General features: G+C 64.6%; 19 protein-coding genes. 7 read left to right on the top strand and 12 right to left on the bottom strand.

The features are described 5' to 3' along the window. Positions 1-99 precede the first annotated feature (99 nt). From YP76_RS09020 to YP76_RS09030, 3 genes are read left to right on the top strand one after another with little or no spacing between them, the layout of a single operon-like run. On the top strand, positions 100-654 hold the full coding sequence (locus tag YP76_RS09020; RefSeq protein WP_198147453.1) for a hypothetical protein: 555 nt from the start codon (positions 100-102) through the stop codon (positions 652-654). A 51-nt stretch (positions 655-705) separates the two neighbouring features. Further along, the gene (locus YP76_RS09025) at positions 706-1,194 is read left to right on the top strand and encodes a hypothetical protein (RefSeq protein WP_046763214.1); all 489 of its coding nucleotides are present in this window, start codon (positions 706-708) and stop codon (positions 1,192-1,194) included. Positions 1,195-1,198: 4 nt separating this feature from the next. Then, positions 1,199-1,573, top strand: a complete 375-nt coding sequence (locus YP76_RS09030; protein ID WP_046763215.1) for a hypothetical protein — start codon at positions 1,199-1,201, stop codon at positions 1,571-1,573. Between the two features lie 4 nt (positions 1,574-1,577). Here the strand turns inward: YP76_RS09030 and YP76_RS09035 are convergent, their stop codons facing one another. After that, positions 1,578-1,901: a hypothetical protein gene (locus YP76_RS09035; protein WP_046763319.1), complete on the bottom strand. Its 324-nt coding sequence runs from the start codon at positions 1,899-1,901 to the stop codon at positions 1,578-1,580. A 149-nt stretch (positions 1,902-2,050) separates the two neighbouring features. After that, positions 2,051-2,959, bottom strand: coding sequence for a LysR family transcriptional regulator (locus YP76_RS09040; RefSeq protein WP_046763320.1), 909 nt, complete (start codon positions 2,957-2,959; stop codon positions 2,051-2,053). A gap of 96 nt (positions 2,960-3,055) precedes the next feature. Between YP76_RS09040 and YP76_RS09045 the strand changes: the two genes are divergently transcribed. Continuing rightward, positions 3,056-3,928 carry an aldo/keto reductase family oxidoreductase gene (locus YP76_RS09045; RefSeq protein WP_046763216.1) on the top strand — a complete coding sequence of 291 codons (873 nt, stop codon included), beginning with the start codon at positions 3,056-3,058 and terminating at the stop codon, positions 3,926-3,928. 60 nt (positions 3,929-3,988) lie between these two features. Here YP76_RS09045 and YP76_RS09050 read toward each other — a convergent pair whose 3' ends face one another. Then, the gene (locus YP76_RS09050; RefSeq protein ID WP_046763217.1) at positions 3,989-4,819 is read right to left on the bottom strand and encodes an alpha/beta fold hydrolase; all 831 of its coding nucleotides are present in this window, start codon (positions 4,817-4,819) and stop codon (positions 3,989-3,991) included. A 109-nt stretch (positions 4,820-4,928) separates the two neighbouring features. On the opposite strand from YP76_RS09050, the gene YP76_RS09055 reads away from it, so the two are divergent. Both YP76_RS09055 and YP76_RS27705 read left to right on the top strand, forming a co-directional pair. Then, positions 4,929-5,927, top strand: coding sequence for a GlxA family transcriptional regulator (locus tag YP76_RS09055; RefSeq protein WP_046763218.1), 999 nt, complete (start codon positions 4,929-4,931; stop codon positions 5,925-5,927). Between the two features lie 92 nt (positions 5,928-6,019). Then, a complete protein-coding gene (locus tag YP76_RS27705) occupies positions 6,020-6,196 on the top strand; it encodes a hypothetical protein (protein WP_157035721.1) in 177 nt (58 codons plus the stop codon). A gap of 10 nt (positions 6,197-6,206) precedes the next feature. Here the strand turns inward: YP76_RS27705 and YP76_RS26555 are convergent, their stop codons facing one another. Genes YP76_RS26555 through YP76_RS09090 form a run of 8 tightly spaced genes read right to left on the bottom strand, consistent with a single transcriptional unit; the run spans position 6,207 to position 13,440 of the window. Then, the gene (locus tag YP76_RS26555; RefSeq protein ID WP_198147454.1) at positions 6,207-6,917 is read right to left on the bottom strand and encodes an electron transfer flavoprotein subunit alpha/FixB family protein; all 711 of its coding nucleotides are present in this window, start codon (positions 6,915-6,917) and stop codon (positions 6,207-6,209) included. A 20-nt stretch (positions 6,918-6,937) separates the two neighbouring features. Further along, positions 6,938-7,687 carry an electron transfer flavoprotein subunit beta/FixA family protein gene (locus YP76_RS26560; protein ID WP_052757353.1) on the bottom strand — a complete coding sequence of 250 codons (750 nt, stop codon included), beginning with the start codon at positions 7,685-7,687 and terminating at the stop codon, positions 6,938-6,940. Beyond that, on the bottom strand, positions 7,684-9,042 hold the full coding sequence (locus YP76_RS09065; RefSeq protein ID WP_046763219.1) for an FAD-dependent oxidoreductase: 1,359 nt from the start codon (positions 9,040-9,042) through the stop codon (positions 7,684-7,686). Before YP76_RS09065 ends, YP76_RS26560 begins: the two co-directional genes overlap by 4 nt. Further along, on the bottom strand, positions 9,039-9,839 hold the full coding sequence (locus YP76_RS09070) for an aspartate/glutamate racemase family protein (protein ID WP_052757354.1): 801 nt from the start codon (positions 9,837-9,839) through the stop codon (positions 9,039-9,041). Before YP76_RS09070 ends, YP76_RS09065 begins: the two co-directional genes overlap by 4 nt. Positions 9,840-9,842: 3 nt before the next feature. Further along, positions 9,843-11,045: an acyl-CoA dehydrogenase family protein gene (locus YP76_RS09075; protein WP_046763220.1), complete on the bottom strand. Its 1,203-nt coding sequence runs from the start codon at positions 11,043-11,045 to the stop codon at positions 9,843-9,845. A 26-nt stretch (positions 11,046-11,071) separates the two neighbouring features. Next, positions 11,072-11,617 (bottom strand): flavin reductase, encoded by a 546-nt coding sequence (locus YP76_RS09080; RefSeq protein WP_046763221.1) that lies wholly within the window; start codon positions 11,615-11,617, stop codon positions 11,072-11,074. A 5-nt stretch (positions 11,618-11,622) separates the two neighbouring features. Next, the gene (locus tag YP76_RS09085; RefSeq protein WP_046763222.1) at positions 11,623-12,510 is read right to left on the bottom strand and encodes an alpha/beta fold hydrolase; all 888 of its coding nucleotides are present in this window, start codon (positions 12,508-12,510) and stop codon (positions 11,623-11,625) included. Positions 12,511-12,540: 30 nt separating this feature from the next. Next, positions 12,541-13,440 (bottom strand): VOC family protein, encoded by a 900-nt coding sequence (locus YP76_RS09090; RefSeq protein ID WP_046763223.1) that lies wholly within the window; start codon positions 13,438-13,440, stop codon positions 12,541-12,543. A gap of 123 nt (positions 13,441-13,563) precedes the next feature. Here YP76_RS09090 and YP76_RS09095 point away from each other — a divergent pair, with 123 nt between their 5' ends. Beyond that, the gene (locus YP76_RS09095; RefSeq protein ID WP_046763224.1) at positions 13,564-14,466 is read left to right on the top strand and encodes a LysR family transcriptional regulator; all 903 of its coding nucleotides are present in this window, start codon (positions 13,564-13,566) and stop codon (positions 14,464-14,466) included. 11 nt (positions 14,467-14,477) lie between these two features. Here the strand turns inward: YP76_RS09095 and tcuA are convergent, their stop codons facing one another. Next, positions 14,478-15,929, bottom strand: a complete 1,452-nt coding sequence (tcuA, locus tag YP76_RS09100; RefSeq protein ID WP_046763225.1) for an FAD-dependent tricarballylate dehydrogenase TcuA — start codon at positions 15,927-15,929, stop codon at positions 14,478-14,480. Between the last annotated feature and the right edge of the window lie 76 nt (positions 15,930-16,005).

The raw sequence follows: 16,005 nt of genomic DNA on the forward strand, positions 1-16,005 counted from the left end.
GGCCCGCCGCCGCTTCCCCTTTTTTCCACCCGAGGTGCGCCGATGAAGCCGATGCTTGCCCTATTGCCTGTCCTTGCCGTTGCGGTCCCCTTCGCATCCATGGCGCAAACCAGCGCGGAGATAGTCAGCCTGGGCCGGGGCAACGGCATATTGGTGGACCAGAGCGCGGCCAATGCCGCCGCGGTCGACGTCCAGCAGATCGGCGACGGCAATGCCCTTGCCGTCACGCAGGTGGGGAGCGGCCAGTCGGCCCGCCTGACCATCCATGGTTCCGCCAACGACATACGCCTCAACCAGGGCGGATCGGGCGCAAACGGCGTGGAACTGTCGCTGACCGGAGATGGTCATCTGGGCCGCCTGGACCAGTTTGCCGACGCGGGTGGGAGCAACATGATGCTGCTCGATCAATCGGGCGCCGCCAATTTCGCGGCCCTGTCTCAGACCGCCTATGTGGGCATGAACGAGATGAGCCTGCGCCAACATGGCCAGGACAATAGCGCGACCATGACGCAGAACGGCGATGACAATCGTCTGGCTCTGACGCAAAATGGCGATGGCAATGCGGCGGCGCTTAGCCAGACCGGCAATGGCCTGGGGCTGGCGCTGACCCAGACGGGCGGCGCGGCGATCACCATCACCCAGACCGCTCATTGAGAACCGGCCATTGAGAAACCGCCATTGAGAAACGGATCGAGGACCAAGCAAATGCCCGGCATCGCCCTGCCCCTGTTTCTCCTGCTCCAGCAAGGCAGCGCCGCGGCGCAGGCGGCCAATCCCGGCTTGGAGGTCGAACAGCTGGCCCATCCGCAGCCGCACGCAAGCGACCTGGCCGTGCCCAATGTCGCTGCGCCCCGGAACGGCAATCCCGCGCAACTACCGCAACTGCCCCCGACCCTGGAGGCACCGAGGGAAAGCGGCAAGGGCGAAGCCGCGCTGGTCAAGGGCGATGACAAGCGCGACCTGGCCGGCGAAGTCGCCAGGGCGGCGGAATTGCTCCGCCAGCGCGGACAGCAACCGACGCCCGAGACGCTGGCGCGCGAAATCGGGCCTGACGCACTGGCCGCCTATCTCAACCAGAACCCGTCCGCATTGGACATCTACAGCACGCCCAAGACACCGGGCAACAGCCCTGCTCCGGACGGGGGCGGAGCGACCGGCCAGGTCATCATCCTACCCGGCCCGACCGGAGGATGAGCCCATGCCTTCGATGCTTTTGCGTATCGCCACCCTATTGCTGCCGGGAATGATGATGATCTCTTCTGCCCATGCCGCCGATCCGGACCGTCCGGTGTGGCTCGACGTCCGGACCGAGGGGAATCAGGCCGTGATCAGCGTCCTGGCGGCCTGGCCTGAGAAGGTCCGGGTGGAGGTCGACCTCCAGATCGCAGGCGCCTCAACCGTCCACACCGCCAATCGCGCCGAACTGAGGGCTGGCGCGGCGCCGGTGACGCTCAGCAGGGCCGCTATCGATGCGCGCAAGGGCTGGTCGGCGCGGCTCAGCGTCCAGCCGCAAGGCATGGAGCCCTATCAGATAAGCCGCAGCAGCAACGAGGAGATTCCCGCTGTCCGCTGATGCTTCAATTGTCGCAATATTCCCATCGGCCCGCATTGCAGGCGGCGACGGCGCGGCGCCAGGCGGCCATCTCCCGCGCATAGTCGGCACGGGCGTCGGCATAGGCTTCGCGGTCCCTGCGCGACACGCGGTAGGTCGGGCGGTTCCGGGCGTCGCGCTCGCGGACATAGGCGAGCTGCTGCTGGTTCATGCGCTTGATGATCGCGCTGTCGCGCGCGCGCGCCGCGGCACTGCGCATGGTTGGATCATGCGGATCGTCGGCCAATGCCGCCACCGGCAGAAACGCCGCGCCCATTGCCAGCGCGCACGCGAACGAACCAAATTTCATGAGCATTTGCCCCTTTATTCCCTTCGCCCGTTCTTTGCCTGCCGCCCCGCGCAAGGCAATCGATTTGCGACGAATGGGGGAACGATCCGATCACTGCCGGTCTGACAGGCGCCGGGCCCCGATATCCGGCGTTTCGTCCGACGAGTCGGTTACCATGTGCCGTGCGCCTTGACGAAATCGACGAACGCACGGAGCGGGGACGGCAAATGCCGCCGGCCGGGATAATAGAGAAAGGGCCCGGTGAAGCTCTGCCACCAGGGTTCCAGCACGGGCTGAAGCTCGCCGCTTTCCAGATGGGGTCGCAGCCAGTCCTCGAAGATTTGCACGATGCCGAGGCCGCCGATCGCCGCCTCCACCATGAGGTCGGCGGCAGCGCCCAGACGGACGAGCAACGGCCCGGTGGGATCAAGGCGGAGTATCTCGCCATCCCGCTCGAATTCCCAGGTCGGGATGGCGCCGCTCGCAAACTGGCCGCGCAGGCAGTCATGGTCCAGCAGGTCGCGCGGATGATCGGGGCGTCCGCGTGCGGCCAGATAGGCGGGCGCGGCAGCCGTCGCGAACCGCTGGAACCGCGGGCCGATCGGAATGGCGATCATGTCCTGTTCCAGCCGCTCGTCATACCGGATGCCCGCGTCGCATCCGGCCGCCAGCACATCCACGAAACTATCCTCGACGACCACCTCCAGCCTGATGTCGGGATAGGCCTTGAGAAAGGGCGCGATGATGGGCGGAAGGATCAATCTCGCCACGTTGGACGGCACGTTGAGCCGCAGCGTTCCGGCCGGCCGGTCGCGGAAATTGTTGACCACATCCAGCGCCGCATCGACCTCCGCCAGCGCGGGCGCCAGACGTTCGAACAGACGGCTTCCCGCCTCGGTCGGCGCCACGCTGCGCGTCGTGCGGTTGAGCAGGCGAACCCCCATGCGCGCCTCCAGCCGCCGGATCGCTTCGCTCAGGCTTGACGGGGACCCATCGGTCAACCGGGCGGCCTCGCGAAAGCCTCCAGCCCGCGCGACCGCCAGAAATGCGTAGAGATCCTGAAGATCATTGTTCGGCATATGGGACAGCCTGTACGATTCTTGGCGGATTATCGCACAGCCTAGCACGGTCCATATCGGCGCCATCCGATTTTTCCACGGCGAAGGAGAGCCGACATGACCGATATTCGCAAGATGGCCAGTTTCCGCCTCGGCGACAGAAATGTACGGCGCATGGGCTATGGCGCGATGCAACTCGCCGGGCCGGGCGTGTTCGGCCCGCCGCGCGACCGTGACGCAGCGCTTCGTGTCCTTCGCGACGCCGTGGCGGCAGGCGTCAACCATATCGACACCAGTGATTTCTGCGGCCCGCATGTGACCAACCGGATCATCCGGGAAGCGCTGCACCCCTATGCCGACGATCTGGTGATCGTGACCAAGGTCGGTGCCGCACGCGGCGACGACGCATCCTGGTTACCCGCGCAAAGTCCGGCCGAACTGATCCAGGCCGTGCACGACAATATGCGCAACCTGGGCCTCGACATGCTCGAGGTGGTCAATCTGCGGGTGATGGGCGACGTCCACGCCCCGACCGAGGGCTCGATCGAGGCCCAGTTCACCACCCTGGCGAAGCTGCGCGAGCAAGGGCTGATCCGGCATCTGGGGTTGAGCAACGCGACCGCCGCGCAAGTCGCCGAGGCACAGGCCATCGCGCCCGTGATCTGCGTGCAGAACCATTATAATCTCGTCCATCGCGACGACGATGCGCTGATCGACAGTCTTGCGGCGCAGGGTATCGCCTATGTCCCCTTCTTCCCACTGGGGGGCTTCAACCCGATCCAGTCGGAGGGTTTGTCCGCCCTCGCCGCCCGGCTCGACGCGACGCCGATGCAGGTCGCGCTATCCTGGCTGCTGGCGCGTTCCCAGAACCTGCTGCTGATCCCCGGCACGTCGAGCCCGGCGCATCTGGCCGAAAATCTGGCGGCGGCGGAACTGGAGCTATCCGATGCCGAAAAGGAAGAGCTCCACGCGCTCGCAACCGCCGGGTGACCGCGCGGTGCGGGCGCATGCGAAGGAAGCGGACCCAAGGCCCGCCTCCCGCTGGTCCGGTCAGCCGCGGAAGAAGGCGAGCAGATCGGGGTTGATGATGTCGGGGTGGGTCGCGGCCATGCCGTGCGACAGCCCCGCATAGGCCTTGAGCGTGCCGTTCTTCAGCAGCTTGACCGCCTTTACGCCATGGTTGGCAAAGGGCACGATCTGGTCGTCGGTGCCGTGCATCACCAGCACCGGTACGTCGATGGCCTTCAGGTCCTGGGTGAAGTCCGTCGCCGAGAAAGCCGCGATCGAGTCATATTGCGCCTTTGCACCGCCCATCAGGCCCTGGCGCGACCAATTGTCGATCAGCCCCTGGCTGACCTTCGCCCCTTCGCGGTTGAAGCCGTAAAAGGGACCCGATGCGATCTCGCGATAGAATTCGGCGCGGTTGGCGACCAGCGAGGCACGGAAACCGTCGAACAGGTCGATCGGCAGGCCTTCCGGATTGCTTTCCGTCCGCACCATGATCGGCGGCACGGCGCCGATCAGCACCGCCTTCGCGACGCGACCCGGCTCCGCCTTGGCGACATAGCGGGCGACTTCGCCGCCGCCGGTCGAATGGCCGACATGAATGGCATTTTTGAGGTCGAGCGCCGCCGCCAGTTCCGCGACGTCGGCGGCATAATTGTCCATATCGTTGCCACTGTCGGTCTGGCTGGAACGGCCATGGCCGCGCCGGTCATGGGCGATGACGCGATAGCCCTCGCCCAAGAAGAACAGCATCTGATTGTCCCAATCGTCGGCCGAAAGCGGCCAGCCATGGTGGAAGACGATGGGCTGCGCCTGCTTGCTGCCCCAGTCCTTGTAGAAAATCTCCGTGCCGTCCCTGGTGGTGATCGTCGTCATGATCTGTCTCCTTGCTTTCCGGCGTCATCGCCGCTGCTGTGGACTATGTAGGGGAGCACTGGCAGGATCGCGCTTGGCAGAAACGACACAATGCGAGGTAAAACTGACAATGCGCCCGATCATCGCAGAAATAGGCCTTGTCCTTTACCCCGATTGCCAGCTTTCGGCCATATATGGGCTGACCGACCTTTTTCGCATCGCGGGCGACATGGCGCAGTCGGTGGATGGCGATAGATCTCCCGCCATCCGGGTCAGCCATTGGCATCAGGAAAATGGCGAAATCGTCTGCGTTCAGGACAGCCACCCCGATCCCGATCATGCGCTGACCCACATCATCACCCCGCCCAGCCTGATCTTGCCGGATCATATGCGACCCATGCCCGAATTCGCCGGCTGGATGACGGACCTCCACGGCAAGGGCGCGACCTTGTGCTCGGTCTGTGCGGGCGCCTTCCTGCTGGCCGAGACGGGGTTGCTCCAGGGGCGGGAGGCGACGACCCACTGGGCATTCGCGCAGACGCTGGCGTCCCGTTTCCCGGCGGTGCAGATCGACGCCGACCGCATGCTGATCGACGATGGCGACATCATCACGGCGGGCGGCATACTGGCCTGGACCGACCTGGGCCTGACATTGGTGGAGCGGCTGCTCGGGCCAAGCGTAATGCTCAACACCGCCCGGTTCCTGCTCATCGATCCTCCGGGCCGCACGCAGCAGCCTTACGGCCGGTTCATCCCCAGGCTGACCCATGGCGACGCCGCCATATTGGCCGTGCAGCACTGGCTCCAGGCGACCGACGCGAAGGTGCATGGCGTGCCCGACATGGCGCGCCGGGCGGGACTGGAAGAGCGCACCTTCCTGCGCCGTTTCAGGAAGGCCACCGGCCTCAGACCTACCGAATATGCCCAGCAGGTCCGTATCGCCAAGGCGCGCGAGGCGCTGGAACTGACAAGGCGTCCGGTCGAACAGATTGCCTGGCAGGTGGGCTATGACGATCCGTCCGCCTTCCGCAAACTGTTCCAGCGTGTGACGGGGCTGGCACCCCATGCCTATCGGCAGCGCTTCGGCGTAGCCGCCCGGCAAGATGCGGGATCGACGGAGGCGGCTTGAACCCGTCGCGCCCCTCAGTCGGAAAACCGACCGGCGCCCCTGCCAATCCGGCCGTCGCTTCCCATATGCACGACGGAAAGCATGGAGGATTCATGGGATATCATGACGACGAGCGTGACGCCGCTGCCGCGGCCTGGCATCGAAAAGCGGAATATGAAAATTATCGCTGTTCGGTCTGCGGCGAGGTCATCTCCTATGATGATCGGGAACAATATTTCGGCACCAAGGCGTGCGCCTATCATGCGCATCAGGCGCGCAAGGACGATTGACGACTGACCGTCACCCCTCGATCAACCGCAGCAATTCGGGGAGCAATTGCCGGGCGTCGGCCACCGCGCCGACTTCGGCATAGCGGAAGATCGGTGCATCGGCGTCGCTGTTGATCGCAATGATGCGGGTGGCCGCGCCGATCCCGGCCAGATGCTGCGGCGTACCCGAAATGCCGGCCGCCAGATAGAGCCGCGGCGTCACGAAATGGCCGGACTGGCCGATCTGGCGGGATACCGGCGCAAGGCCGAGGTCGACGGCGGGCAAGCTGGCGCCCAGTGCGCCGTCGAGTTTCCGCGCGATGCCATCGAGCATGGCGAAACCGTCGGCATCCAGCCCGCGCCCGCCGCTCACGACCAGATGGGCGCCCTCCAGCGCGGCGTTCCGCGCGGACAGTTCGACCCGGTCGATCGCCAGTACCGCGAGCGGCGCATGCCTGATCACATGATCGCCGGCAGGCGGTTCGTTCATGGTGGCGATGGCGATGCCCTGCGCCAGCCGCAGTTCAAGCCGGATGCGACCGCCATAGGCGGGGCGCGTCGCTATCAGCGTATCGCCATCGAAACCGATGTCCGACACGCGGCCCAGCAGGACCCCATCCAGACGGGCCGCCAGCACACCTGCCAGCACATCGCCATCCGGCGTGGCGGGGAGGATGAGCAGGGTGCGGTCCGGATACTGGTTCGGTGCGACCTCCCCGGCTTCGTTCGTGTCAAGGTCCACCCGAATGCGCCGCCAACCGCTCATAGCCGTCCATCCCGCAGCATTGCGGCAAGTGCGCGCGCCTGTTCCCCCACATCGCCGTCGATCATCCGGCAATCGGTGAACGACCGCGCGCCCGCCAGTCCGGCGCTGCCCGCGAGTTGAAGGCCGGTGGCGGCGACCGGCACCGGGTTCCGATGCACGATCGGAGCCTGGCGGGCCATCATGACATTCTTCATCAACGGCTTGCGCAACCGCGTGCGGCGGTCGTTGGTCACGCTGGCGACGATCGGGCGGTCCACCGCCACCCATTCCTCATGACTGCCCGCTTCGCGCATCAGCCGCAGGGCAGGATTGGATTCCACCACCTGCGCGCGGCCGAAGAAAGGCAGGCCGAGGATCGCAGCCAGCATCGGTGGGATCAACCCATCGTCGCAATCGCCAAATTCCCGGCCGATGAGAATGAGATCGGCGCCGGATGCCGCCAGCGCGAGGGTCCGCGCGACTGCCGCCTGATCCCAGGGCGTCGCGAGGGCCAGGGTCGATACGTCCGCCACATGCAGCGCGCAGACCGTGCGGGCAAGCCTTTCGGCTTCCGGGCCGCCCGCCACGACGGCGCTCAATGCTATGTCGGCCCGTGCATCGCGAATCTTGAGCGCAAGTTCCAGCGCCGCCTCGTCAAAGGGGCTGAGCAGCAGCCGGTCGCCCGATCGCGCGGGCAGGCCGCCGGGCACGGGCACGACCGGCCATTTGGGATCGAGCACGCCCGCGATCAGCACCACGATCCTCATGACGCCACCGCCTGCCCCGCGATCCGCCCGAACACCACCGCCTTGCCCAGCGCGGAACCGGTCATATAGGCCGCGCCGTGGAAGCCGCCGGTGACTTCGCCGGCGGCGTAAAGCCCCTTTATCCAACTCCCGTCGGCGCGCAGGACATGCGCGTCGGAATCGATGCGCAGGCCGCAATAGGTGCCGAACACCACGGCGGTCGAGGGATAGGCATAGAATGGCGCCCGATCGATCCGGCGCAAGGCGCCATGATGGTGGACAAGGTGCGACCGCCCGAAATCGGGATCGTGCCCGGCGTCGACATGGGCATTGTAACGGTCCACCGTCGCCACCAGCACATCGGGTTCAATCTCGATCTGCGCGGCGAGGTCCGCCAACGTATCGCCGACATAGAAGAGCCCCTCCTCCAGCCGCCGCCCGAAATCCAGGATGCGAACGCGGTCGTCGCCGGTATCGAAAATCCCCTGGTCCATGATCTGATAGGCGCAATGCCAGGGCTGCGCCATCACCGCGTCGCCCAGCAGCTTGTAGGAAATGCTTTCATCGACGAAACGCTGCCCGTCCTGATTGACGGCGATCGCGCCCTTGTAGACCGCTTGCAGGCTGTGGTCGTTGCTCTCGTCGGTCGGATGCTTGCCGAAGGTGCCCTTGACATAATCCATGTCGCGCAGCTCCGCACCCAGGGCCTGCGCCATTTGCAGGCCATCGCCCTGCGACCCCGCACCAGCGACGAACACCGCCGGGGCATAATGGGGGGCATAGCGATCGAGCAGCGCCGGATTCTTGGCAAAACCCCCGCTGGCGATGATGACACCGCGCGCCGACTCCAGCGTTTCGCCGTTGTCGAGGACGACGCCGGTCACGCGACCGCCCGTATCCTGACGCAACGTCCGCGCTATGGTCTCGGTGCGATAGTCGATACGGCCGGTCGCCTCCGCCGCGGCTCGAAGAGCACGCACCATATCGGCAGGATCGACGCTGTGCACGCGCGGCACCGACTGACCCGCCGCCGTTTCGATCACCGGGCTGAACGTCACGCCGGCAGCCTTCAGCCACGAATAGGTGCCGAGTTGCGCATCGCAATAGGTGCGGACCAGATCCGCGTCGTTCACCCGCTGACCCACCTCGCGCAGGTCGGCGAACAGCAGGTCGGGGCCGTCGGCGACGCCCTGAGCGACTTGCAGATCGGTGCCGGCAAAGGCCAGGCAACCGCCGCTCATGGCGGAAGACCCGCCGGATTCAGCCAGTTTCTCCAACAGCATGACCTTCAGGCCACGCTGCGCGGCGGACAAGGCCGCGGCCCAGCCCGCCGCCCCGCCACCAATGACGATCACATCCATCGTACCAGGGGTCATGCCGGGTTCAATCCGTAGAAATCGAGAATCTCGGCGCGCCGCACCGGATCGGGGATCGCCCCGAAATAGCCGGTGCCTTCTGCCTGCATACCGCTCCGGCGGGCATCCACCGCCGCTTCCGCCGCCCGCACCCAGGCACCGAGGGAATCGATCACCGGCACGCCGTCGACTTCGCTGACGCCGTTCATCGCCAGCAGCACGTTGAGCGGCGCCTCCCCCGGCACGATCGCTTCCGCGCCTCTGCCGATCAGATCGCGGGCCGCATCCCGAAAGCGATCGATCAGCCGGCCGGGACTGGCGAAACCGGCGAGCACATCCGTGAACCGGAAACCCACGTCGCAGGCGCCTACCAGACGGCAACCAAGGCCGTGGCGGCGGACATTGTCGCGGTACAGTTCGGCCAGTTCGGGAATGAACACCAGCGCCCCGAATTTGCGTCCGTCGTCTACCGCCGCCCGCGCCGCGCATTCGCCATAGCCCACCACCGGCATGTCGACCAAAGCGCGGATTTCCCGCAATCCCGGTTCCGGCAGTGTACTCAAGGCGAAGGCGTCATAGCCTTGCCGTTCCGCTATCAACGCACCCTGAAGGAACTGGATCGCGTGCAGGAACTGGAAGCCGACATGCTTGATGTCGTCACCCGGATAGTTGGTCCGGTATGTGCCCTCGCGCATGCCGTGCATATCGATCACCGTGTCGGGCCGCGCCACCCGCCTGAAATGCGCCTTCAACGCATCGTCATAGGCGGCAAGGTCGCTGAGGACCGTGAAGCTCTGGTGCCAGATATGGATGCCCATGGCTCAGCCCGCCTTGGGCTTTTCATAGAGCATCGGCGGCAATTCCCCGCTCAGCAGATAGCCGCCCAGCGCCGCCGCATTATTGTCGGCATCCTGGGTCACGTGATTGGCGGCCACCAGCGTGTCACGCAGATAGCGCTGGATCGGATTGGATTTGTACACGCCCCGCGCGCCGGTACATTTGTAGAGCGTCAGCACCGCCTCCTCGCACTCACGTCCGATGCGGGCCATGTCGAGCATATAATGGATGCGATCGTCGGTGGATACCAGTTCGCGCCGTTCGACGATCTGCGTGCAATGCGCCATCATCTGTTCCATGCGGGCCTGCGATGCGCGGACCTTGGCCACCGCATTGGCGAGCCGGTCCTTCACATAGGGGCTGAGCCGTGTCGCTGCGCCGGTGCCATTGTCGACCCGCACCTGCATCTGGTCGATGAAGACGTCGATCGCCCCCTGCGCGAAACCGATGATCACCGACGATACGGACGAATAGAAGATCATGGCGAAGGGGAAGAGATAGTTGGTCGGCCGGTCGTCCATCTTGTAATCGATCATCGAATGGGCGCGATGGTCGGGGATGAAGGCATCCTTGATCAGCAGGCTCTTGGAGCCGGTGCCCGACAGGCCGAACGTGTACCAGTCGTCGATGATCTCATAATCCTCGCGCTTGACCAGCAGGGCATGGCGATCGACCGGCACGCCTTTCTCATTGCGTTCCAGCGCGCCGATGAAGGCCCAGGCGCCATGGTCGCTGCCGCTGGAGGTGGGCCAACGGCCCTTGAGGCGCCAGCCGCCCTCAACCTTGGTCAGTTCACCCATAGGCGGATAGGAGGAGGCGATGATGGTCTGGTCATCCTCGCCCCACACATCCTGCGCGGCGCGATCCTCCATCAGGCCGAATTCCCAGTTGTGGACACCTAGGATCATCATCGCCCAGGCGCTGGCGCAGCAGCCCCGGCCCAGTTCCCCCAGCACCCGCATGAAGACGATGGGGTTCATTTCCCACCCGCCATAGGCCTTGGGCTGAAGGATGCGGAAGAAACCGGCGTCGCGGAACATGGCGATCACATCGTCGGGCACCCGGCGCGCTTCCTCGATCGCGTCGGCGCGGGCGCGCAGGCCCGGCACCATCGCGAGGGCGCGGGCGACCAGTTCATCGGGCGTCGGAATTTCGCTGGCCTTCTGGCCCAGAACGGCAACGGACATGGCCGGCTCTCCTTGTTTCTGATTGTTCATGGGATGGGACGTTCGGGCAGGAAGGCCCCATCGAAATAGATGAGCGGATCGCCGCCCGGCTCGCGCAGCAGCACGCCCAGCACGTCGCAGATGAAGATGTCGTGCGTGCTGGCCTCGATGCTTTCGCTCACCAGGCAGTCGAAGCTCGCGAGCGCGCTGCCGAGCAAGGGCGCTCCGCTGGTGGCGGTCAGCCAGTTGCCCTCGCCGAATTTCTCCTCCGGCGGGACACCACCGGCGAAGCGCTTGGCGAGCGGCAGGGCATCCCCGCCCAATATGTTGACGCCCAGGATGCGCGACTGGCTGATGATATTATGCGCCCAGGTCGAGCGGTTGATGCAGACCAGCAGCCGCGCCGGTTCGGCCGTGACGGACGCCACCGCCGTCGCCGTCAGCCCGGCCCACCCCTCCCGCCCCTGACCCGGTGCGACCGACGTGATGATCGTGCAGGCCCCGGCCAGACGCCGCATGCCCTGCCGGAACAGGTCCGGCTTGGGCGCCATGGGCGGCGACGGCGGGACGGGATGGGCGAGCGCGGCGGCCATGGCTTTCAGACCTCTCCGGTGGTCAGATATTTGACCACCACGGCATCGAATTCCTCGGGGCTTTCATATTGCGGCCAGTGCCCGCAATCCTTCCGCATGACGTAGAGCTTGCCTTTCTTGAGGCGCGGCAGGGCGGCCTCGGCGGCGGGGACGTCATGGATCGGATTGTGCGTGGTCCAGAGCAACAGCGCTTCCTGCTCGATCTTTTCCAGTTCCATCGCGTCGGGCATCGACTGGCCGCCGCCGGCCTTGGCCTGGTTCAGCCGGGCGAAGACGAGCGGCGCGGACTTCTGGAAATCGGGCCGCGAATAGATAGCGAGGCGGGATTCGATCAGCTCGTCGGTCAGAAGGTCCCAATTGCCTTCATAGATGAGCCACTGCATCCGTTCCCTGATGCTCTCGAAGCTGGGCGGCTTGCCGTAATTCTTCTCGGTCAGCGTGGCGAGGTTCACCAGATCCTGCCGCCCCTTGTCGGTCATGATCGGAATGCCGCCCGCCGTGTTGAGGATCAGGCGCAGGCAGCGTTCGGGATATTTGACCGCGAACAGGCCGGTTACGAGACCTCCCAGCGATTCCCCGGAAATATGCGCCTTCTCGATGCCAAGCGCGTCCATCAGCTCCTTGAGCTGATCGGCATAGATGCTGGCGGGATATTCGATGTCGGTCTTCTTTTCCGATAGCCCATGACCGACGAAATCGAAGGCGATGACGTGGAAATGCTCGCCCAGCGGCACCACATTCTTTGAATAGGCCTCGATATGGCCGCCAATGCCGTGCATCAAGAACAGGGCTTCGGGTTTGCCCTTGCCCGCTTCGGCAATGCGCACGCGGCCGAAGCTGGGCGTGTCGACATAGCGAATTTCGGCGCCGAGAAAATCGATCCAGATAGACATAATTGCTCCCTGATTGGGTTGGGGCCGTTGTCAGTCGGCCATGTTCATGTTGCGGGCGTGACCCCAGTCCGACATGCGGTCGTAGATTTGCGGTTCCCAGCTCACCTCGTCGATCACCAGACCGCCATGACCCAGTTCCATCCCGAAGCCCGAAGGGGTCCGCATGTAGAAGCTGAACATCTGGTCATTGGGGTGATGGCCCAGTTCCAGGACGATCGGGATGCCGGCCTTCTTGGCGCGGTCGCAGGCCAGGCCGACGTCGTTCATGTCCCGATATTCCAGCATCAGATGATTGAGCCGCTTGGACGACGGGAAGGAACCGGTCGCGAGCGAGTGGTGACGGCCGGTCGCGCTATGGAAGAAGGTCGCGTCCGCATAGACGCCGGGGGCGATCAACTGCCGGATGCGGTCGCTGTAGCGCAGACCCAATATGTCGCGATACCAGGCGACGCCCTCGTCATAATCGCGCGAGACCGGCAGGATATGGCCGATGCCGAGATCGCCGGTCATGAAGCCGGGACCGCGCAGGATGGGCGAAAGATTGCCGCCATCCGGGATCAGGCCGGTCCGTCCGCTGAAAAATTCATGGATGACCCCATTGGGATCGGTAAGGCTGTAGAGCCGCGTGACAGAGCGCGCCGACGCCCGTTGCGCATCTTCCTCCCGCACATCCGCTCCCTTGGAGCGAAGGGCGGCGACATAGGCTTCCAGTTCCTCGGCCGAACCGACATCCCAACCCGCATGGGTCAGGTCATCCTCCGTCGCCTGTGTCGCCAGCATCCGCCAGGGATGATCGTCCATGCGCAGCCCCAGGCTGCCGTCGGGGGTCGTCGTCGTGCCAAGACCTACGATGTCGGTGGCAAAGCCCCGCCAGGCCGCCAGGTCGCTGACGCCAAAAACCACATAGGCGAGATTCTGCAGTTCTGCCATCGATCCACTCCTGCCTCTCGCTTGCCGCGAGCTGATGGGACTGGATTAGCGCCGCCCGCCTATTGTCAGAAACGATATATTTAGATAGTCACTATCACCACAAACGATTAATGAGCGAGAGCGATGCAACTGAGGGATTTCGACGTCAACCTGCTGGTCACGATGGAAGCGATCTGGACCAACCGCAACGTGTCCAATGCGGCAAAGACGCTGAACCTGGCCCAGTCCACGGTCAGCGCCGCGCTCAACCGGCTGCGGCTAGCGCTGGACGATGAACTGTTCACCTGGACGGGCAGCGAGATGGTGCCGACGCCGCTGGCGGAACAGATCATGCCCGACGTATCACAATTGCTGAACGGCGTGCGCGCCGTCATCACCAAGTCGCGTGGTCAGATCGACACTGTCGAACGGCGCCTGGTGATTGCGACGGCAGACTATGTCGCGGCATTGGTCGGCGGCCAGTTGCTGATGCGGGCGGCCAGCGAGGCACCACAACTATCCTTCGACTTTGTGGAGATCAGACCACAATTTCTTAATCGCTCGACACGGCCGGACATCGATCTCTTCATCTTTCCGTCCAATGCCCTGCGCGTATCGGGGATGGAGCGGCAATTGCTCTATCGTGACAGCTATGTCTGCATCGGCGCAGAAGACAATGACGCGCTCTATCCCGGCATGTCGGCCGACGCATTCCTGGGGCTGCGCCATGTCGGCTATTCGGCGCTACCCCGCGTATCCTTCAACCACGAAACGATGCTGTGGGACGAATTGGGCAAGGCCCAGAATCTGCGACTGACCATGGGCAACTATCTGATCTTTGCCCGGATCGTCGCGAGCAGCGACGCGGTGGCGATCCTGCCCAAGCGGCTGGCCGTGACGCTCCAGGGAGAATGGAAGCTCAAATGGATCGAGCCCCCCCTCCCCACTCCCGAAATCGATATCTCGGCCACATGGCGACCGGATCAATCGAAGGATATCGCGCTTACCTGGCTGCGTCAGGCGCTAGTCGATATCATGGGGGATTAGGGCCCGGCAGGTCATCCCATGGCGGCCTGCTCCCCCGCGATCCGCCCGAAGACCGCGCCGCTGGTCAGGCCCGCACCGCCGGGATAGCGATCATAGTAAAGCCCGCCGACCAACTCGCCCGCCGCATAGAGGCCCGCGATCGCCTCCCCCTCCTCGCTCTGCACGCGCGCCTGCTCGTCGATCGCGAGGCCACCATAGGTCAAAGTGATGCCGCAAGTGACCTCATAGGCGACGAAGGGCGGTTCCCGCAGCGCCCGCGCCCAATTGCTCTTGTTGATGACGAGCCCCCGGGTTCCACGGCCATCCTTCACCGCCGGGTTGAAGGGCATGCCATCGTCCACCGCCGCGTTGAAATCCGCGATCGTCCGCAGCATCGCATCGCGGTCGATGCCCTCCAGCTTGGCGGCCAGTCCTTCGAGCGTGTCCGATTCGAACCGCGCGGCACGGGGCACGCGATATTCGTCGGGCAGGATAGGGATCGATTGAGCGTCGAACAGTTGCCAGCCCGTTCCACCCGGCTGACGCAGGATTGCCGCACCCATTTTCGAATAGATATAGTTGCGGAAATCCGATCCCTCATCGAAAAATCGCTCGCCATTGCGGTTCACGACTATACCCAGCGTAAAATAATTCTTCTGCTGGTTGAGCATGGCGATATTGCCGAAGTCCTCGGCCCCGGCATCGAAGAATACGCTGTGGCAGCCCGACCAGTTGCCATGCGACCGTGCGCCGATGGCGAAGGCGGCCTGGATGACATTGCCGGTGTTATAGCGCGAACCCCGGACCTTCGCCAGATCCCATCCCTGCCCCAAAGTGCGCACCCGCCATTCGCTGTTGGCGTGATAGCCGCCCGACGCCAGCACGACCGCGTCGGCGTGCAGAGGCTCGCCATTGACGACGACACCCTCGATCCTGTGGCGATTGCCGATCAGTTGCTCGACCTTATGGTCGTAACGGATCGTGACACCCAGCGCCTCGGCCCGGCGGAACAGGGCATCGACAAGGCCCACGCCGCCGCCCGCCGTCTCCACGGTCAGCCCGCCCCAGAAGATGTTGCGTCCATCGACCTTGAAGGATTGCCGGCCATAGGCCGGCAGGAAACGCACGCCCTGGTCACGCATCCATGACAGGGTGGGCAGGCTCTGCTGCACCAATATGTCGATCAGCAGCGGATCGGCGCGATAGCCGCTGAGCTCGCACAGATCGAGATAGAATTTCTCCGCATCATAGCGCCCGAAGTCGCTGCCGTCGCGCTCCTCCTCCGTCAGGTCGGGAACGAGCCGAGCAATATCCTCCACCCCGTCATAGACGGTGCGGAAGCATCCGCCGGTAAAGGCGGAATTACCGCCCCGCGCCGTTTCGGGCGCTCGCTCCAATATCGTGACCCGCGCGCCCGCCTCCGCCGCGGCAATAGCCGCGCACAACGCCGCATTGCCCGCACCCACTATCACCACATGTCGCATTCGCCCCTCCTATCACCATAGACGATAATCGCTATCGATAATTATCGCTTCATTCGATGATGGAGATGTTCTAGTC

Origin of the sequence: Sphingobium chungbukense (assembly GCF_001005725.1) — a bacterium.
Lineage (GTDB): Bacteria > Pseudomonadota > Alphaproteobacteria > Sphingomonadales > Sphingomonadaceae > Sphingobium > Sphingobium chungbukense.